This is a genomic window from Bremerella alba, from assembly GCF_013618625.1.
GTDB lineage: Bacteria > Planctomycetota > Planctomycetia > Pirellulales > Pirellulaceae > Bremerella > Bremerella alba.
In genome coordinates this window covers 341,742-360,453 of record NZ_JABRWO010000005.1, presented here as the reverse complement: position 1 = coordinate 360,453, position 18,712 = coordinate 341,742, and the positions used below count along the sequence as shown (strand labels likewise).

Below are 18,712 nucleotides of genomic sequence, written 5' to 3'. Positions count from 1 at the left end.
TCCTTCTCATACAGGCAGTCTCTTTAACCATTTCATTATATTAGTGGCATCGGCGGTTTGCGTTGTCAATCCTGCCCTAATTCTCGAGAACGCTCTGTCGCGGCCGTAATCGCGTCGATAATCGCCCCGCGAAAGCCCTTTTTCTCAAGCTCGTGGACGCCAGCAATAGTCGTTCCGCCGGGACTGGTCACGTTGTCTTTAAGCGCCGCAGGATGCTGCCCGGTTGCCAGAACCATTTCTGCTGCCCCTTTGACCGTTTGGGCTGTAAGCTGCAGGGCGACCGATCGCGGCAGCCCTTGTCGGACGCCTGCATCGGTCATTGCTTCAATCAGCATATAGACGAAAGCCGGGCCACTGCCCGAAAGGCCCGTGACCGCATCCAACTGCTTTTCTGGGACTTGAATCGCGATGCCGGTGGCCTCTAACAGCTTCTGGGTCCGTGTGATGTCTGCTTGCTGAATGCCTTCGTTTGCGGAAAAAGCGCAAGCGGAAAGTCCGACCAAGCAAGGCGTGTTGGGCATCACTCGAATGATTCGCTGCGTGGAAAATAGCGAAACTAGCCGCTTTAGGGTCACCCCGGCGGCAATCGAGATCAGCAGGCAAGTGTCCGGGACTTTCGTCAAGGACTTCGCTGCGTCGGCCATCATTTGCGGCTTAACCGCAATGAAGGCAACATCGCTTTGGTCGATCACCTTTTGATTCGAGTCGGTGGCCTGGGCTCCAGGAATCTCTTGCTCGAAACGAGTTCTCGCGTCTGCGAAGGGATCTGCGGCGATTATGTGACTGCCTGGCACGCCTCCACGTGTGACAATGCCATGGGCCATGGCCATGGCCATTTGCCCGGCCCCCAAAAAGCCCACGCGGGGCGAATCATTCGACATCAATGCATCCTCATAGCTGCTAAAGGTGCTGTCACTCTACGTAATATCGGTTTGGGCAGCAATCGGCAGGCGTGCTGTCACCCAGTCAGAAAATGGTCAAATTGGCCTAGACGCCTTTGGCCAGAGTTGCAATTATCCGCCCCTGGTAAATTTCTACTGAAGGAGTCGGAGAAATGATTCGTAACAAACAACTGGTCATCTGGACACTCGTTTGCGTATGTGTGGTTTCCGTACCGACGATAGCGTCCGCCGAATGGTATAATCCAATGAGCTGGATGGGTTCGTCCTCGAAAAAAAAATCGAAGGGCCCCAGCACGATACAAAAAATCAACAATGGCACGAAGGACTTCTTCACCACGACGGCGGACTACATGAATCCGTTCAACGATGGTGACGACCATAAGAAGAAACGTTACACCTACAACGGCGGATACCGCTCTTCTAAGAAGCAGGAAGATTCCTCCTGGTTCGGTAATTGGTTCACCTCCGAGCCCGATCCGGGCCCGCCTCAAACGGTTAGCGACTTCTTAGACCTGGAACGTGCCAAGTTCTAGTCGTCGGCCCAGCAATCCAATTTCCAGAAGCCGCCCTGGTGTTTGTCAGGGTGGCTTTTTGATGCGCTAATGCTGCTCGTCGAGAGCGTTTTGCTTCGGCTCGTGATTGAAGCGGACGGCCTAAAACGATATTCTTAGGTTGGTAAGAATATCCTCCTGTTCGTAGAAAGAATCCCGCCGATGTCGAATGAACCGCATAAAATCCGTTTCGTGATGCTGGGTGGCTTTCTTGGGGCTGGCAAAACAACGGCGATAGGTCGCTTGGCCAAGCAGTATCAAGATCAAGGCCTAAAGGTTGGGGTTGTGACTAACGACCAGGCCGCCGATCTGGTCGATACGAATTTGCTTCGTTCGCAGGGGCTGAACGTGGGGGAAGTCGCCGGGGCTTGCTTTTGTTGTAACTTCAACGAGCTAACCTCGACGGTCGAAACGCTTGCCGTCGACGAACGCCCTGACGTTGTGATTGCCGAGCCGGTCGGCAGTTGCACGGACTTGGTCGCTACGGTCGTTCAGCCGCTGATGCAGCTCTTTGATGCCCAGTTCGATGTGGCACCCTACGGAGTGATCTTGAAGCCTTCGCACGGTTTACGGATCTTGCGGAAGGAAGCCCAAGCTGGCTTCTCGCCCAAAGCGGCTTACATCTTCGAGAAGCAGTTGGAGGAAGCCGATTTCCTGATCATTAATCGCATCGACGAACTGAGTGCCGAGCAAGTCGAAGAACTCTCGACACTGCTTAGCCAGTTCGCACCAGATACACCCATTCTGCGGATGTCAGCCAAGTCAGGCGAAGGGATGGATGGCCTGATCGAAATGCTCGATCAGCGCGGATCCTATGGTCAAAAAATCCTCGAGCTAGATTACGATTTATACGCCGAAGGGGAAGCGGAACTAGGTTGGTTGAACAGCAGTTTGGATGCCACCAGCGACGAGGTATTCGTGCTGGACGATTTGCTGCTGGGGATTGTGGAAGGGCTACGTCAGCGGCTGGAAGCTATCCAAGCAGAGACCGCTCACCTGAAGACAATCGGTCTGTGGGAAGGCGCCTATGGTGTAGCCAACCTGGTCAGTAGCGACACGCCTGCGGTGCTTTCGCTTCCTTCGCACTGCCAGACGAAACTCGCTCATGTGGTCGTCAATGCTCGCGTGGCGGTCGACCCAGAAGCGCTTCGTGCTCAGGTTGAAGAGGTGGTCGAAAGTGTAGCCAGCCAAATGGGGGTGACAGTCGCGTTTCACCAAACCCAAAGCTTCCGCCCCGGTCGCCCTGTGCCGACGCATCGCTTTGCCAAGCCGAGCAGTTAACGGGCCAAGCAGCAACGTCGCCATGCCCAAACGGCCATGGGTGTGGGGCACCATCTGCCCTGCTTTCTGGGGCTGCTGGTGAAGACGAGGGTTTTCGCCCTAGCCGGTAAGGTTTTCCTTGCTTCGCTGGTTTCACGCATCGCGTCCCAGACGCTTCTTGGGCTCTTGGATGTTACCGAGGACGACATGCGTGTCGCCTGGCGCGACAGAATTGTTCTCCGATAGATCAAAACGAAGGGAAAAACCAACCGGCGCGATAGTTGCACTCTGAGCAGGGAACTTTTTTCGAATTCCTTTGAGGAAACCTTTGAGGAAAGGATAACTCTAGAAAGTTAACCGAATGCTCGCCAGGGCGTTCATCCGATTCCCTTAGCAGGAAGTGTTCAGCACTATGCATCGAAGCTATGATGGCATGGGCGGTACTCAAGTGACCGACCGCCCCACTGCCAACCCTAACGTAGATGAACAGCGTCAAACGGCAATTGTCTCAGGCGACCTCCTGCAAGGCCGCCGACAAGTGTGGATTAATCATGACGGGACGCTCTATTGTTTGAAAGCGACCTCCAATGGTCGCCTGTATTTAACGAAATAAGAGCCCCGTGAGTTTTCAGGGGCTCGCATTATTGTGCCTGCTCCTGCGGTTGTTCTCAGCCGTGATTCGGCTGTTTTCATGCGACGACTCACGACCACGCGATTTGCGATCCATTTCTCGGCCTGGAGCCATCTTGCTCTAGTGACGGTGCTTGCTTGGCAAAGCATGGCGCTATTTCAGCCGGTCGATTTCGCGGGTCAGCGTCAGGCCGTGACCGTTTCTGCGACGTTCGCTCCTCCGGTTCCTCTTAGTGAACCTGAGCCTGTGCAGCTGGTTCAAAGCGAGATGGATGCCGTCGAGTCGACGATCGATGTCGAGCCAGACGCACCGTTGGCAAAAGAGTCGCTGCGGATCGAGACGACTCGGCAAACGGCCGAATTGCTGGTCAATACGGTGCAGTCCACTCCCAAAGTCCAACGGGCCGAGCGTCGACAGTTTAAGCGGCAGCCAAACGAAACCAAACCTCAAACAAAGCCACTACCTCGGCACTCGCGACCGGTACCGGTTGCGGTGATGGCCTCTGCGGTGCCGATGCCGGTAGGGACTACGCGAGAAACGCCCCCCGACTTCTCGATGAATCCGCCCCCAAGGTACCCTGCCGAGGCGGTTCGCAATGGCTGGCAAGGGGAGGTCTTGTTGCGGATTGCAATTGCCCCCGATGGCCAGGTAAGCCAGGTGAGTGTAGCGAAAAGCAGTGGGTACGAAATTCTCGATCAAGCGGCCCTTCGGGCGGTACGTCTGTGGAAAGGAATTCCAGCCACCCAAGCCGGCGAGCCGGTAGCTGTTGTGAGACTCATGCCGGTTCGGTTTCTACGTTGAGATGGCTCGGGTTTCCCCCTCGTGTGAGGAATCGGAACAATCGGCACGTTCAACATCTTCGTCCTGATTGAACTGCGGAAAGTCGAATTGCATGGGGATAGTTGACGATTTGGAAATCGGGGCTCAGTAGGTAACCGATAACGATTCTGATGACTGGGCAATGGGTGCCTGGCGATACGAGACATTGGTTGTCCGGGGCAGACGTGCAGACGAACAGACATCTACTGCGAAACGTGGCAGAAATTGTCGGCACGGTAATGCTGGCGGAAGTCATCTCGATGCTCGTGTTGCCTCTGGTGGCCCCGCAATGGCCGTTGTTTTCTTTGCGCCTGCTGGGAATGGCCGTCACTCTGCTTATTGCCGCTCCGATTATTATCTTTCGACTGATAACCGTTTGGGGACGGAGACCGTCTCCTGAAACGTCACTGGTCTCATCCGGCGTGATGAAGCCAGTGGGTTTAGTCCTCGCTTGTGGCGTCACGCTGACCGGTTTCATCGCCTACTGGATGGCCTGCGAGTCGCATCGCCAATCGGAAGTCGCCTTCGATGCGTTGAGCGAACGGATCAAAACGGAAGTTGCTCGGCGGATGAACGAATTCGAGGACGGACTAAGAGCCCTGCGTGGTCTGCACGAGGCAAGCGAAGAACTCACTCTGCAAGAATTCCGCGAATATTGCCGAGTGGTCGATCCTAAGGTGTACTTTCAAGGGGCCATGGGCCAGGGCTTCATTCGAAGTGTCCAGAAAGATAACTCCGGCCCGTTCGTGGCTTGGGCTCAGGAGAATCTAGGCGAAGACTTTCAAATCAAAACGGCAGGTAGCTTGGACGAGCATGACGATTATTTCGTGATCTGTCACATCGAGCCGTATGCCGAAAATCAAGCGGCCAGAGGACTGGACGTCGGTTCGGAGACCAATCGGCGCGTGGCCGCAGAAAAAGCTCGCGCGACCGGTGTGCCGACCCTGACCGCCAAAATTAATCTGGTTCAGGACCAACTGAATCACAATGGATTTCTGTACTATCTGGCCGTTTATCAGACCGGCGTTCCGCTCGAAACAGCCCAGCAGCGTGAAGCCGCGTTTTTGGGTTGGGTCTACATGCCGATTACGTCGGAGTTAGCCCTGGACGGTATTCTCCTCTCAGGCGACGGCAAGGTGGACGTCGAAGTTTACGACACGATGGCCATCGATCTTTCTAATAAGCTGTTTTGCGGTCATGGCTTTCACTTTGAAGACGAGGAGCAAGGGCACCAATACGTGCCGGTATTCTCCAAGTCTTATCCTTTAAGCTTTGGTGGTCGGCGGTGGACCGTGCAGATCAACAGCAACCCTAATTTCGATACTAGCGGTCTCTTTCTACGTCCGATTTTTACGACGGTGTTCGGGGCTACGTTGACCATCCTCTTCGCGATGATGGTATGGAACCTGGGCACGTCGCGGCTACGGGCCATCCAACTGGCCGAGTCGATGACCGTTGACCTCAAGGCTGCCAAAGAGGAAGCCGAAGAAGGCTTTCGGCGGTTTAACACCATCTTTGAAAATGTACCGGTGGGAGTGAATCTACTGGACGTCGATGGGTGTGTCCTAGATACCAATCCGGCCGGTCTGGAACTGTGGGAGGCTGAGTCCCAGGAAGAACTTCGTGGTATCTCGATCCTCGATCAGTTGCCCAAGCAAGCGCACAATCTGGTCATTCGTAGTTTGTGCGATGCCATGACAGGGCATCCCTGTTGTGTTGAATTCCAAATGACAGGACTTCGTGGAACCAACCGCTTGATCGAATTGCATGCGGTCGTGTTCGAGAATCCCACGCTTCAGTACAAGAAAACGTACCTCTTGGCGGCTCTGCGCGACGTTACCGTGCAGCGTCAAGCGGAGGCCAATCTTCGCGAAGCACGCGAAAAGGCGGAGGGAGCCAATCAAAGTAAGAGCGAGTTCCTTGCCAACATGAGCCACGAAATCCGGACACCCATGACGGCGATCTTGGGGTATACCGATCTTTTGGCAGATTATAGTCAGCCCAATGTTGTGGAGCCCGAGCGGAAGGAATACATCGATACCATTCGCCGCAACGGCGAGCATCTGTTGGCGATCATCAACGACATCCTTGACCTGTCGAAAATCGAAGCAGGCAAGATGACGGTCGAGTCGGTACCGATGCGTCTCGATTCACTCGTTCGCGACGTCATGGATCTGATGCATGTCAAAGCTTCGGCCAAGGGGTTGGCGCTCGACTCAATCATCGAAAACAAGATCCCCATGATTATCCATAGCGACCCGATCCGCCTGAGGCAGATTCTGGTCAACCTGTTGGGTAACGCGATCAAGTTCACCGAGATCGGTCGGGTTCGTCTTCGTGTTTGCTACGTGAAATCCGAGAATAGCCTGCGTCTCTCGGTCGAAGATACTGGCATCGGCATGAGCGAAGATCAGCTCGGAAAGCTGTTCCAAGCATTCGTGCAAGCCGACAACTCGACCGCCAGACGCTTCGGTGGCACTGGCCTTGGACTGCGGATTAGCAAACGCCTGGCCCAGATTCTCGGGGGCGATATCAACGTTACCAGCGAGCCGAACGCCGGCAGTGTCTTTAGTCTCTCCTTATCGATCGAAAAAATTGACGAGAATAACTGGCTGACCCCCGACGAAGCATGTTCGGCAGCTGCCCAGAAGAAAACAGGTCTCGACGAATCGACGAAACTGTCGACCGTCGCATTGAAGGGAATGCGAATCTTGCTGGCCGAAGATGGACCAGACAACGTTCGCCTGATTTCGTTCCATCTTCGTAAGGCTGGTGCGGAAGTTGTCACGGTTGAAAACGGAAAGCTGACCATCGAACAGGTCACCCAAGACGGAACGATCGACGGTCCGTTGGAAGTGCCTGCCCGATTCGATGTCATACTCACGGACATGCAAATGCCCGAAATGGATGGTTATCAATCAACGCAACTACTACGCGATAAGGGATGCACGTTGCCGATTGTTGCTCTGACCGCCCACGCAATGGCCGGAGACCTGCAAAAATGCTTAGACGCAGGTTGCAGCAGCTATACCACTAAGCCGATCGACCGCAAACGCCTGATCGAAGTGCTTCAGCAGTACCATCCTGAAGCGATGTCGGCGACAACGTAAGACGGCAATTTCACCATTTCCCCTCAGGCCGAGCACACGAAGTGCTTCCACCTGCGCACGACCACCTGCAGAGCGTTCCTGGTTGAGAACGCTCTGTCGTGATCCCTACGTTTGCGGGGACGTGACTTGGGGCTAAGAGGTCATGCTTTGGGTAAAGCGTTTCAGTGAGATAGAGCGCCTAGCAATTTTGTTGGCGATAGCAAGGGTTGAGCGGTGGCATCGAGGATTGCCTGGTCGCGGAGAAAAAAGATTCTCGGGTACCCACCGATTCAGGTCGGGGCACTTAGCAGGCATAATAGGAACATGCTTCATCTTTAGAGGAGAGTTGCCCCTATGTCTGAATCGAACGTCAATCGTATTCCGTCTATCTCGCAGTTGATGGAACTGCGGCCGCTGAAGGACTTGGCTCACAAGGTTTCCAGCAGCACAGTCGCCGCTGGCGTGAAGGCGTATCTTCAGCCGTACCAGAAGTTGGCCATGGAGGCTGCTCCAACGCTGCCGTATGGGTCGCTGCAGAGCCTGGCCAGTGAGATCTCGGATTGGATTTTGGGAGAGCAAGGGCTCAGCCGGCCAGAGGGAATCAATGCGACCGGGCAGGTGCTCGGGGCCGATTTTCCTGTCGGGCCGATAGCAGAAGAGATTCTCGTCCAAGCGCATGCTCGGCGACACGACTATCGGCAAGCGACCGCCCAGGAAAACTACCATCAGGCCATCGAGCAGCTGCTGTGCGAAATGACCGGTGCCGAGGCGGCCCTGATTGTGAGTGACCGACAGGCAGCCGTCTATCTGCTCGCGCAAGCTATGAGCAGCAAGAAAACGCTCGTACCGCGATCGCAGATGTCGTCGACGTTCGACCGGATCGCCGTGCCGAAGCTGTTGGAAGAAGCAGGCATTCAGGAAGTCGGATCGAGTAATCAGATCGACCTGGCCGCACTGGCCGATGAGATCGAAGGAAGCGCCGAGCATCTGCTGTGGTTCGACAAAACGAACTTCGATGTCAGTGGGGCGAATGTCTTTCCGCCGACATTCGAGGCAATCAAGACGCTGAAAGCTTCTGGCGTATCGCTGTGGGTGGCGTTAGGGGTGGCGGGGCTCTTGCCCGATGCGATCCATGACGAGCTAGGCCTATGCAGCGCGAAGCAAGCCATCGAAGCCGGAGCGGACGCCGTTTTAATGGGTGGTGGGTTTCTGCTGGGTGGTCCTGGTTGCGCCATCGTGCTGGGCAAAGCCCAATGCGTTTCTCAATTGTCGGAACTGCCGATTGCCCGTTACTTGCAGGCGACGCCGGCGAGTCTGGCAGAGTTGGAAGTGACGCTGCGAATTCATCAATCAGGCGAACGCGTTGATGACCGGATCCCGACGTTGTCTCTTCTGTCGACTTCCGAGGAAAACTTGGATCTTCGCGCGACAAGACTCGCCGAGCAGTTCTCGGTTTCCCCTTGGATTGCGGAGGCTGTGACTAGTCCCGCCGAGGCGTATGTTCTTCCTGGCGGGATCAAGTTGCCAAGCCGGCATGTGACTCTCCGACCCACGCCGGAAGGAGCCGAAACGCTTCAGGCTCACCTGGCAGGCTTTCCCACCGTGGCTTGCTGGAGCCAAAATGAGGATGAAGTGGTTCTCGATTTACGAACCCTGTTCCCCCGAAATGACGCCCAATTAGTGAGCAAGCTGGTGCCAGAAAACAATACCAACGAGGGGGGTGGCAGTGGAAATATCGAAAAAAGCGAGAGTTGAAAGGGTAAATCGACCCTCTTGGCTACAATCTAATCCAGGATAAGGTAGCTTAGGCAAGATATGCTTTAAGCAGTGTTCGTTTTGCGCGCCCGCTGCTTGGGGTCGTTTAAGCCTAGACTTATCCTTCTTAAGAGATGATTGATGCTTCGTGCGGTTGCCATGATGTTCGTGCTGATTTTGCCCATGCTTGGGCAAGCGCAGGAACTGCTTGTCCCGCACGAACATCACGAGTGGGCCAGTTTTCCGGCAGGCTCGTGGAAGCAAGTGAAGCAGGTCACCGAAACGTTCAAAGAGGGCGAGCTTGTCTCGTCGATGACGACCACGCTGACCGTTCGCTTGAAGGAAGTTGGCAAGGACTATATTGTCCTGCAGCGAGAAGCCAAGTCAGAAGTTAGCGGCCAGGTATTCGAGAAGCCAATTCGTGAGTTCCGCAGTGGGCTGAATGGTCAAAGCGGATCGCAGCGCGTACGCATCACCCCTAGCGGTGAACAGAAGCTTTCGATTCTGGGCAAGTCTTACAGCTGTAAAGTCCGCCAGATGGAGGTTCTTGACGAGCCGACAAAAATCACGGGTAAGATCTATTACAGTTCGGATACTCCTCCGTTTATTCTTCGCCGCGAACACACGTTCACGCCCGAAGGTGCCCAGTCGCCACAGAAGGAGATGGTTTCCGAAGTGGTCGCATTAAATAAGCCCTACCCTGTGCTGACCGAGATCAAGACGGTCGCGTTCATCGTGCAAAAGACGACCGCTTCTGACGAGACCACCGAGACGGTCGAAGCCCAATGTACTGAAGTGCCTGGGTTTGTCGTGGGAACCTGGATGACGGCCTACGACGCCAACGGCAAGCTCAAGTCGAAGACGACCGTTCAGCTGTTGAACTATGAGGTCGCCGTCGAGACCATCAAGCCAACGACCACCAAGACCGGTCACTTTCGCAACAAGCGTCAACAACGTCGCGTGTTCGACGACGTCAAATAATGGCTTGAGGGAAGACCCCCACGGCGTGGCCGAGGTCCCGGAATATCTTACGCGATCAGCCAATCTCTCTGCTGATCCAACGTTGCGCACCCTTATGCTTACCTAAGAATCGCAAACGCATGTTGAATTGTTGATGAGTGTCGTTTATTTTATCAGATAACTTCAAAATTATCCTTTCCTTCTCCTGCCCCTCACCCATCTTGCCTGGAGTTGTCTTATGCGATCGATGCACATAACGCTGTCGCGGCGTGCGTTTACGCTAGTCGAACTGCTTGTTGTTATCGCCATTATTGGGGTACTGATTGCCCTGCTGTTGCCGGCCGTGCAACAGGCCCGCGAGGCGGCTCGGCGGATGCAGTGCAGCAATCACTTGAAGCAGGTTGGTCTCGCTGTTCATAACTACCACGACACTTACGGTAGTTTTCCGCCGGGGATTATCGTGAACTACGACCGCTCGGCCACTTGGGATGTCCTTACATCACCGAGCGCCTGGAATTGGTCGGCCTTGATCCTTCCCTTTATCGAACAGCAGTCACTACACGACGGCCTGGGCATTTCGCAGGGCGTGTACGCGGACGAAGCGTATCAAGACGCCACGCAGTTGGCTTTGATGCAAATCCCTATCAGCGGCTACCGCTGCCCCTCGGACACGACGGGAGAATTGAACCCTGATCTTGGCTGGTCGATGTCGCGCGGGGCAAATGATATCGCCACGATGAATTACGTTGCTATGGCGCACTTCAAAAGAGATGGCGACTCCAGCACTTTCGCCAACGACGATACGCAAACCGGTTCGTTCATCGTCAACCGTGGATTGAAGTTCTCGGACTTGACCGACGGCACCAGTAATGTCCTGGGTGTCGGAGAACGCTGCAACCGTTTGGGCAGTCAGCACTATCGTGCAGGCGTGTGGGCGTGTTCAGCGGCGACCACGCACTCTTGCGACCATCGTTACGACGCGATGGCCTCTACGGCCCTTTCGCCAAACTCGAATCATCCTGACAATTGGCGATTAAACGGCAATCTTTCCAGTAATCACCCCGGCGGCGTGATGGCGATGCTGATGGACGCTTCGGTGCGTTTCATTCCCGAGACGATCGAACACGATCCGCTGCAAGACAACAATATCGACTCGGTCTACGAGAGGTTAGGGGCTCGCAACGATGGCCAGCCGGTCGGCGAGTATTAGGTCTGTTCGGTTTGATTTGTTCTTCTTCCCGTATTCAATATTGTCCATGCAGGAAACCTTGTACATGTTTTCTTTGTTGATCAAGCATCCCATGTTGTTGGTGTTTTTGGGTGCCGCAGTGATGACCGCTGTAGGTTGTGGCGGCGAAAAGTACGACAACCTGGGCGAAGTCAGCGGCACCATCACCCTCGATGGCGAGCCGCTGAAACACGCCGTGATTACTTTCCAGCCAAAAGGTGGAAGGCCTGCCTACGGTAAGACGGGCGAAGATGGCAAGTACACCATGAGGTACACCGGTAGCCAGGCAGGCGCGACCGTCGGCATGAATTCCGTCACCATCACCAACGGTGGCGAAAAGCGGGACGAAGAGTCTGGCAAAGTCTGGTTCCAGAAAGAAGAAGTGCCGTCGAAATACAACTCGAAAACCACGCTGGATTATGACGTCCAACCTGGCCAGCAGACGCATGACTTTAAGCTGGAGAGTAAGTAAGTTCGGCTACGGCTTGTTCATTACTTCGGTAGCTGCGGATCGTACTTCAGCAGTTCTGGCTTCGTGCAGAACGGAGACGCCGGCAAACCGTGCTGGTTGTAAAGGGGAACGCTTTCCGGTGAGACTGCGTAGGCATACCGCACGGCGATCGGTGTGTGCACTTTCGGGCTGGTGACGACTACCTTTTGGCCTTCGATGGTGGCTTCGGCAGCGTGCCACCGGCCTTCGGTATCTGCGATTTCAAAGTGAGTTAGCTTGCCGCCTGGCGTTTGTTGAGGGGCATGCAAGCCAGGCTTGGTGGCGACCATCAGGCGTGGTGACGCATGCTTGAAATGCAGACGGATGTGATTGCCGTCGATCTCTTGCCGCTGGTACATCGGACCGCTGAAAGGAACTTGCTGGCCGTAATCGTGGGCCAGCGCCCACCGAGCAAGTCGCTGCCCGACGTCGATTTTGTTGGCCGGATGGATTCCGCCCCCGGCGATGTCCAGCGTAACGACCATGCCAGTATGCGGCACGTCGGTCGCAAGCCTCTGTTGCTCTCGCAGGTAAGGCCACCCTGCCCCGGCGCCACTGCCAGGAAGCTGCACGAAATAGAACGGCAGGTCCTCGTGGGACATGGCCTTTCGCCAGCCGTTAACCAGCGCTCGCATCTTGTGCGCGTAGTCGTGGGGGTCTTCTTGCGTACCGCTATTCGATTCGCCCTGGTACCAGATCGCACCCCGTACCGGCAGCCGCATGATGGGAGCCAGGCGAGAATTGAACAACCGGCCCGGTAGCCAGTTCGCGTCGCGAGCATACACGCCGCCAGACAACCGCCGCAGGGCTTCCAGGTCCTGGCGATCGGCCAGTTCGCGTTCCTTTTCGAGGGTCGGATGCGAAGTAAACGCAGCGCGAGGAATATACGGTTCGATCGGCGTTCCACCCCGCGACGTGTCGATGATGCCGACCGGCACGTCGAGTTCCTGCTGAAGCTTCCGGGCGAAGTAGAACGCGACGCCAGAGAAGCCGGCTACGGTTTTCGGCGTGCAAACGGTCCAGCTTGGCGGTGACGAAAGGTCCTCAAGTGGCCCGGTCATGGGGCCGGCATGGATGCGGCAGAAGCGTAGCGAGGGGAAGTTGGCCGCGGCGATGTCAGCTTCCACCACCGAAAGCTCTTGGGTCATCTGACCAACATTCATGGCCATGTTCGATTGGCCACAGGCATGCCACAGTTCGCCGGCAAGCACATCGCGGATGACCTTCGACTCGGTCTGGCCGTCAATGTGAAGTGGTTGCCCCTGGTGGCTTGCCGCAAGCGGTTTAAGCGTGGCCGACCACGCTCCGTCCGCGTCGGCTGTCGTTTCGATCGTCTGCCCAGCGAACCGAACGGTCAGCTTCTCGCCGCCCCCTGCCCTGCCCCAGATCTTCACAGGCACATCGCGCTGGACGATCATGTGGTCTTGAAAGATGTTGGCCACATGAAGTTCGGCCAGCGAAGGCCCAGCGGTGGCAAGCAGAAGGAGGCACGCAGTCATCAGTCGGAGGGAAATCATGGGAGGATCGCACGGTAGGAGTAGTGAATGGAAAAGCTGGTCGCGGTGAAAGTTGGCTACTAGTTTTGGTTCACAAATCCGCGTTCGGTAACCACCGGATCAGCATCGTCCCATTTACTTAACCAAGTTTGGAGTTCCTGCTTCAGTCGCTCGGCGTCTTTGGCGTGATGAGGATCGTCGATCAGATTCGTTAGTTCTTCCGGGTCGGTCGTACGATCGTACAAAGCCCACTCAGGCCGGTGATGTAAGCGGTGAACAAGTTGGTCGTCCTTCTCGGGCTTGGTTCGCTTCGCCTTGCGGACCCAGGTTGCCGCTGGGCTGGCTTTGCCGTCGGTCGGATCGGCTTCAATCCATGCCAGGGCCTGGGTGAGCGTGGTGTTCGAGGTGATCTCTTCCTCGTGTCGCGGCGACCAGATCAGCGTATATCGGTCGTCGCGGATGCAGCGGATCGGAAAGATGCGGTCGCGGTTATCGATGATGTTGCAGTTGGTGAACGCGCCATAAGCGTAGCGGTGGATAGGCAGGTTTCCGCCGGTCCAGTTCTGCCATTGGCTCTTGCCGTCGAAGTCTTCCAGAGAAGCCTCGCCGCCGGTCGCTTCCAGTAGCGTCGGTGCGATATCAGCGATCCAGGTGAGTTGCTTGTTGCTTTTTCCGACAGGGATGGTACCAGGCAGCGCGACGATGACGCCACTGGCCAGGCCATCGTTGAAGCAGGTCCACTTGGCGAAGGGGAACGCGTTGCCTTGTTCGCTGCAGAAAAGAACGAGCGTGTTGCCGGCCAGTTTTTCTTCAGCAAGCACCCCGCGAAGTTTGCCGAGCAACGCGTCCAGATTGGTCACCTCGGCCAGGTGCAATCGAAGGGCTTGGCGATAGGCAGGCGTGTCGATCTTGTCGGTTTCTAGCTTTAACGCATTGGCATCGTACTGCGAAGGATCGCCGGTGGTGTACGGTCCGTGGCCATCGTGCGAAGCAACCACCAGACAAAACGGTTTGCCTGCATCGCGGGCCTCGGTCATGTAGGCCTTGGCGCGTTTAACCAGTTCAGGGTTACCATCGTTCTTCTTGGTCACGTCGCCGAGGTTATCGAACGGGTAAGCGTTGGCCGGTCCAATGTGCTTTTTGCCGAGCAATCCCACGCGGTAGCCCAGCGGTTGGAGATAGTGCGGCAGGCTCTTGGTGCCACCGGCCGACCTGCTGTGATTAGGCATGGCTCGCGTTCGCCAAGCGGTGCGACCGCTGTAAAGCTCTTGCCGAAACGGCGCGCACATGGCGACATTCGCATAAACGCTATCCAGTCGCATACCGTCTTTGGCCAGTTGATCGAGGTGGGGCGTATGTGCCTGACCACCCCACGGGCCAAGTGAATCGCGGTCGATGTCATCCCCCAGCAAGATCAGGATGTTGGGACGCGTGGTATCAGCGACCAAATGGGAAGAGGCCAGCAGCACGAGCACGAAGCTCAAGAGAAGCGTTCGCATGATGGTGTTTTAATTTGAAAGAAGAATGAAGCGTGGTTGGGTAGGAGGTTCTTAGTATAGAGGGGCGAATCGCGACTTCCAAATGTTGTCGCACCGTGTGAAAGTTCAGATAAGGTCTGCCTGAACGGCTCAAGAAAGATGAAAGACCCAACTCGGTTTGCTAAGATCAACCCGAAACTCTGTGAACGGTATCCCTAAGAACTGGTAAGAAATGACCCAGCAGAAACTCAATACTCGCAATCGCCGCGTTGATGTCGATTTGGACAACGAGTCTACGGCCCTCTTTGTTTCTAATGGAAGCTCGAAGCGAAGTCTCGACTGCACGACCGATGGTTTGGCCAAGGCGGTCGCGGCCAAGCAACTGGTGGCTGTTAACCTGGATCAGGATGATGGTATCTTCGCGCGCGTTGTTTTTGGCCAAGCCAATAAGCAAGAGCGAGAAGAAGCGATCGAGCAGGGTTGCGGCAAGTTGGATCTTAGTGTCGGGGTGCTGGCCGTAGCGGGCGGTAACGCGTACGTCTTCAACGAGATTGACGCGAAAGAGCAAGAGGAGGAATACGGCGAGTATTTCCAGACCTTCGAGGTGACCCCGGGCGAGTACCTGGTTACGGTGTACACGCTCATGGGCTCTTACAATGCTTTTCGCGTGACGCGGCGTGAAGGTTGGAAAGGTTTTTTGCCGTGGTTTCGCCAGACGCGGTCTCGTAAGAAGTTCCCCGGCTGGCTGATGGAATATGCTCTGCTGCAGGGCGAAGATGTCGACGCGATCCCGGAAGGGAAGATTGAAGAGGACAACGACGATCAGGAGCCCCTGGGTTTCGTCATCCAGCTAACGCCGGCGACCGACCAGGATGAACTCTCGCCGCTGGAACGCGGCTACCAATTGGACATGGAACCGCTGGAACCCGAGAAGTGCCCGCTGGGTATCTTGCCGAAGGGTCTGAGCGAGCAAGCGGCGATCGAGGAGCCGCCGAAGAAAGCCGAGCCCAAGAAGCCTGCCAAGGCGAAAGCCCCCAGCGTCGATAAGAAGGCGATGGCCGAACACTTCCGCCCTTTCGCTGAGGCCCTTTTTAACCAGGAGTTCGACAAGGCGGCTGAATTTTTCATCGAATCGCTTCGCGGCGAAGCGCTTGAGTACATGACGATTCGGCGTCAACGGCGTAGTCGCTGGGAACCGTTGAACAAAATTTGGTTATCGCGCGGCAATGCCGAAGAGACGGTCAGCGAGTGGCGATCTGAATTCGAGAAAGACTACAATCTATTCGCCCCGGACGAGGTCAGTATCGAAAACTACCTGGGGGATATTCGCTGCGAATACGGGAAGTCTTCCGCCTACGCCAGCGGAAAGATCCGTCGATATTTAATTGTGGATTGCGCACTGATTCAGACCGCAGATGGACCGAAACTGGCGGGGATCTACTTTTCAAGCTGAGTGAGAGTCGTCTCGTGAAGACTCGGCAATGTCCCGTGCATTAGAGCGCGGCAATCCTAAAGCCTGGTAGGCCGGGCGGATACTTAACACGCGTTTCGGTCGCCTTCGCCAGGGCTGGCGTGGTTGATTGGCAAGAACCAGGGGCTCGAACGGCCCTGGCTATATTCGGCTGCCCTTACAGGGCTTAAGAGGCGAGCGACTTACGAGGGCACTGGTGTAAGTCGCTGACGTGGTCTCGGGCTTCGGAGCCTGATTATCTCTCGACGTAATTAAGGGGCTTTTCGACGTAGCGAAAGTTGGGGTCCTGCTTAGCGGTGGTGGGAGTCACATTCGGGGCCGGCGACGAGGTGTTGCTGGGGTAATTTGTCGTTTTGGGTATCGACGTGCCGGGGATGGTGCCGGCACCGGGCTGGGCGTTGGGGGTCGCTTTCTCGATGGTGATGCTGTACCAGCGGCCGGGTGAGACGTTGATCCTTTTCGTCACGCCAGAGTTAACGATGGTTCGGAGCGTCAGCTTTTGCTCGATGAAGCACTCGGTGTCGGGGTCTTGCTCGGGAGCTTTGAGGTTGCCGAGGGTGGCCTGGAGTTTTAGTTCGTACTTGTCGTTGCCGTTGGCATGAATCATGGCCGTGAACTGGGTGCCGATGTCATGGGGGCTGGCATCGAATTTCGATTTCACTTGGCCGGCGCTGCGGAAGTTCACTTCTCGCCCGGTCACTGTCATGATGGTGGGTGAGGCGAGGAGTTTAGGCGTGGGCCCGTCCGACTTTTCGTAAGCCGAGAGCTTAAAGGTAACCATCTCCGGCGGTGCTGGTGCCGGCTCGGCTGCGGTTGCCGGAAATGCGATGGTTAGCCCCGTGAGAACTGCCCAGGGAGCAAGTAAATTCCTATGCATGGTCTCGTCCTTTTTGCCCACTTCGATTGATTTAGCGAACTGTTTGAGCACCATACCTAGCGTGAGGGATGCGGTCGATGTCGTTTTTTTGTGGGTAAGTCTCCCTGCTTTGCGGATTTCGCCTAAAGTTCCACGCGTTGCCATGCCTGCATGCTTTGGTGCATAATACAGGGTTTCTCTACCCTGACTTGCTCGCATCCATCAGCTGACTGGAGTTTGAATGTCTATGGAAGATCGCTTCGCCAAGGTCGCCATTACGTTTGATGACGTGCTGCTTGCCCCGCGTTATAGCGACTTTGTGCCGGCGGACGTTACCACCAAGACGCATTTGACGGCCAACATTGCCCTCAACATTCCGCTGCTCAGTTCGCCCATGGATACGGTCACCGAATCGGAGATGGCCATCGCGCTGGCCAAAGAAGGTGGCCTGGGGATCATCCATAAGAATCTTTCGACGGAAGTTCAGACCGAAGAAGTCACCAAAGTGAAGCGTTCGGCAAACGGGATCATCGTCGACCCGGTTACGCTACCACCGACAGCACCGGTGAACGAAGCGAAGCGTGTGATGGACCAACATCACGTTTCGGGCGTGCCGATCATCGGAACTGATGGCAAGCTAGCTGGTATCATCACCCGCCGCGATTTACGCTTCCTTGAGTCGAATGACCTGTCTATCAATGAGGTTATGACGAAAGACAACCTCGTGACAGCAACGGGGACCGTAACGCTTACGGAAGCTGAGCAAATTTTAACGGCTAAAAAGGTGGAGAAACTTTTACTGGTTGACGAAGATTACAAACTAACGGGCCTCATCACGATCAAAGACATTGACATGATGAACCGGTTCCCCCAAGCGTCCAAAGACTCGATGGGACGTTTGAGGGCTGGAGCCGCCGTTGGTGTGATGGATTTCGACCGAGTTCAAAGTCTCATTAACGCCGACGCCGACGTGTTGGTAGTGGATAGTGCTCATGGGCACTCCAAGAATGTCATCGAGACTGTTCGCGAGATCAAAAAGAATTGGAACATCGACGTGATCGCCGGCAATGTGGCGACCGCACAAGGATGCGAAGATTTGATCAAAGCGGGCGCGGACGCAGTTAAGGTTGGCATCGGGCCTGGCTCGATATGCACAACCCGAGTTGTCTCCGGGGTAGGTGTTCCACAGATTACAGCGATTCACGACACCAGTCAGGTCGCTGCGAAATATGGAATTCCGATCATCGCAGATGGCGGCGTTCGATTTTCGGGCGACATTACCAAGGCAATCGCATCAGGTGCTAGCGTGGTTATGGTCGGCGGCTTGTTCGCTGGCGTGGCCGAGAGCCCTGGCGAGGTGATCTTATACCAAGGTCGAACCTTCAAGGTTTACCGCGGGATGGGCAGCCTCGGAGCGATGGTGAAAGGCTCTAAAGAGCGGTACCGACAAGGCAGCGTCACCGATGGTGGCAAGCTGGTCCCCGAAGGGGTTGAAGGTCGTGTGCCGTTCAAAGGTAATTTGAACGCGTTCGTATATCAGCTAGTCGGCGGACTAAGAGCCGGCATGGGATACTGCGGAACGCGGACCATCGAGGAGTTGCGCAAGGACGCCACCTTTATCCGAGTTACATCGGCTAGTGTTAGGGAAAGCCATCCTCATGACATCGCGATCACTCAAGAGTCTCCTAACTACAGCCCGGAGACACACGAAAACGAATAGCTTTAA

The 18,712-nt window shown here is 55.6% G+C and carries 15 protein-coding genes; 11 read left to right on the top strand and 4 right to left on the bottom strand.

Translation table 11 applies throughout. The features are described from left to right. Positions 1 to 65: 65 nt before the first annotated feature. Positions 66 to 881: a pyrroline-5-carboxylate reductase gene (gene proC, locus HOV93_RS10900; protein WP_207396526.1), complete on the bottom strand. Its 816-nt coding sequence runs from the start codon at positions 879 to 881 to the stop codon at positions 66 to 68. 173 nt (positions 882 to 1,054) lie between these two features. Between proC and HOV93_RS10895 the strand changes: the two genes are divergently transcribed. From HOV93_RS10895 to HOV93_RS10855, 9 genes are all read left to right on the top strand, one after another. After that, positions 1,055 to 1,435, top strand: a complete 381-nt coding sequence (locus HOV93_RS10895) for a hypothetical protein (protein WP_207396525.1) — start codon at positions 1,055 to 1,057, stop codon at positions 1,433 to 1,435. A gap of 180 nt (positions 1,436 to 1,615) precedes the next feature. After that, the gene (locus HOV93_RS10890) at positions 1,616 to 2,734 is read left to right on the top strand and encodes a GTP-binding protein (RefSeq protein WP_235990161.1); all 1,119 of its coding nucleotides are present in this window, start codon (positions 1,616 to 1,618) and stop codon (positions 2,732 to 2,734) included. A gap of 391 nt (positions 2,735 to 3,125) precedes the next feature. After that, a complete protein-coding gene (gene hemP / locus HOV93_RS10885; RefSeq protein WP_207396524.1) occupies positions 3,126 to 3,326 on the top strand; it encodes a hemin uptake protein HemP in 201 nt (66 codons plus the stop codon). A gap of 78 nt (positions 3,327 to 3,404) precedes the next feature. Continuing rightward, entirely contained in the window at positions 3,405 to 4,145 is a 741-nt protein-coding gene (locus tag HOV93_RS10880; protein ID WP_207396523.1) for an energy transducer TonB, read from the top strand. A 149-nt stretch (positions 4,146 to 4,294) separates the two neighbouring features. Further along, on the top strand, positions 4,295 to 7,273 hold the full coding sequence (locus HOV93_RS10875) for a CHASE domain-containing protein (protein ID WP_207396522.1): 2,979 nt from the start codon (positions 4,295 to 4,297) through the stop codon (positions 7,271 to 7,273). A gap of 333 nt (positions 7,274 to 7,606) precedes the next feature. Continuing rightward, complete coding sequence (locus tag HOV93_RS10870) at positions 7,607 to 9,007, top strand: hypothetical protein (protein WP_207396521.1); 1,401 nt, start codon at positions 7,607 to 7,609, stop codon at positions 9,005 to 9,007. 141 nt (positions 9,008 to 9,148) lie between these two features. Next, on the top strand, positions 9,149 to 9,988 hold the full coding sequence (locus HOV93_RS10865; protein WP_207396520.1) for a hypothetical protein: 840 nt from the start codon (positions 9,149 to 9,151) through the stop codon (positions 9,986 to 9,988). A gap of 217 nt (positions 9,989 to 10,205) precedes the next feature. Continuing rightward, positions 10,206 to 11,177, top strand: a complete 972-nt coding sequence (locus HOV93_RS10860; protein ID WP_235990159.1) for a DUF1559 domain-containing protein — start codon at positions 10,206 to 10,208, stop codon at positions 11,175 to 11,177. A gap of 64 nt (positions 11,178 to 11,241) precedes the next feature. Further along, positions 11,242 to 11,667: a carboxypeptidase regulatory-like domain-containing protein gene (locus tag HOV93_RS10855; RefSeq protein WP_207396519.1), complete on the top strand. Its 426-nt coding sequence runs from the start codon at positions 11,242 to 11,244 to the stop codon at positions 11,665 to 11,667. 20 nt (positions 11,668 to 11,687) lie between these two features. Here the strand turns inward: HOV93_RS10855 and HOV93_RS10850 are convergent, their stop codons facing one another. After that, entirely contained in the window at positions 11,688 to 13,202 is a 1,515-nt protein-coding gene (locus tag HOV93_RS10850) for a sialate O-acetylesterase (RefSeq protein WP_235990155.1), read from the bottom strand. Between the two features lie 59 nt (positions 13,203 to 13,261). Continuing rightward, positions 13,262 to 14,680, bottom strand: a complete 1,419-nt coding sequence (locus HOV93_RS10845) for a sulfatase-like hydrolase/transferase (protein ID WP_207396518.1) — start codon at positions 14,678 to 14,680, stop codon at positions 13,262 to 13,264. Positions 14,681 to 14,891: 211 nt separating this feature from the next. On the opposite strand from HOV93_RS10845, the gene HOV93_RS10840 reads away from it, so the two are divergent. Then, positions 14,892 to 16,112, top strand: a complete 1,221-nt coding sequence (locus HOV93_RS10840; RefSeq protein WP_207396517.1) for a hypothetical protein — start codon at positions 14,892 to 14,894, stop codon at positions 16,110 to 16,112. Positions 16,113 to 16,365: 253 nt separating this feature from the next. Here HOV93_RS10840 and HOV93_RS10835 read toward each other — a convergent pair whose 3' ends face one another. After that, on the bottom strand, positions 16,366 to 17,151 hold the full coding sequence (locus HOV93_RS10835) for a hypothetical protein (protein ID WP_207396516.1): 786 nt from the start codon (positions 17,149 to 17,151) through the stop codon (positions 16,366 to 16,368). An 82-nt stretch (positions 17,152 to 17,233) separates the two neighbouring features. On the opposite strand from HOV93_RS10835, the gene guaB reads away from it, so the two are divergent. Continuing rightward, positions 17,234 to 18,706: an IMP dehydrogenase gene (gene guaB, locus HOV93_RS10830; protein ID WP_207396582.1), complete on the top strand. Its 1,473-nt coding sequence runs from the start codon at positions 17,234 to 17,236 to the stop codon at positions 18,704 to 18,706. Positions 18,707 to 18,712: the final 6 nt, after the last annotated feature.

Coding starts and splice junctions, on each gene's coding strand:
- proC (WP_207396526.1), bottom strand. CDS start 881: ATGTCGAATGATTCGCCCCGCGTGGGCTTTTTGGGGGCCGGGCAAATG.
- HOV93_RS10895 (WP_207396525.1), top strand. CDS start 1,055: ATGATTCGTAACAAACAACTGGTCATCTGGACACTCGTTTGCGTATGT.
- HOV93_RS10890 (WP_235990161.1), top strand. CDS start 1,616: ATGTCGAATGAACCGCATAAAATCCGTTTCGTGATGCTGGGTGGCTTT.
- hemP (WP_207396524.1), top strand. CDS start 3,126: ATGCATCGAAGCTATGATGGCATGGGCGGTACTCAAGTGACCGACCGC.
- HOV93_RS10880 (WP_207396523.1), top strand. CDS start 3,405: ATGCGACGACTCACGACCACGCGATTTGCGATCCATTTCTCGGCCTGG.
- HOV93_RS10875 (WP_207396522.1), top strand. CDS start 4,295: ATGACTGGGCAATGGGTGCCTGGCGATACGAGACATTGGTTGTCCGGG.
- HOV93_RS10870 (WP_207396521.1), top strand. CDS start 7,607: ATGTCTGAATCGAACGTCAATCGTATTCCGTCTATCTCGCAGTTGATG.
- HOV93_RS10865 (WP_207396520.1), top strand. CDS start 9,149: ATGCTTCGTGCGGTTGCCATGATGTTCGTGCTGATTTTGCCCATGCTT.
- HOV93_RS10860 (WP_235990159.1), top strand. CDS start 10,206: ATGCGATCGATGCACATAACGCTGTCGCGGCGTGCGTTTACGCTAGTC.
- HOV93_RS10855 (WP_207396519.1), top strand. CDS start 11,242: ATGTTTTCTTTGTTGATCAAGCATCCCATGTTGTTGGTGTTTTTGGGT.
- HOV93_RS10850 (WP_235990155.1), bottom strand. CDS start 13,202: ATGATTTCCCTCCGACTGATGACTGCGTGCCTCCTTCTGCTTGCCACC.
- HOV93_RS10845 (WP_207396518.1), bottom strand. CDS start 14,680: ATGCGAACGCTTCTCTTGAGCTTCGTGCTCGTGCTGCTGGCCTCTTCC.
- HOV93_RS10840 (WP_207396517.1), top strand. CDS start 14,892: ATGACCCAGCAGAAACTCAATACTCGCAATCGCCGCGTTGATGTCGAT.
- HOV93_RS10835 (WP_207396516.1), bottom strand. CDS start 17,151: ATGGCAACGCGTGGAACTTTAGGCGAAATCCGCAAAGCAGGGAGACTT.
- guaB (WP_207396582.1), top strand. CDS start 17,234: ATGGAAGATCGCTTCGCCAAGGTCGCCATTACGTTTGATGACGTGCTG.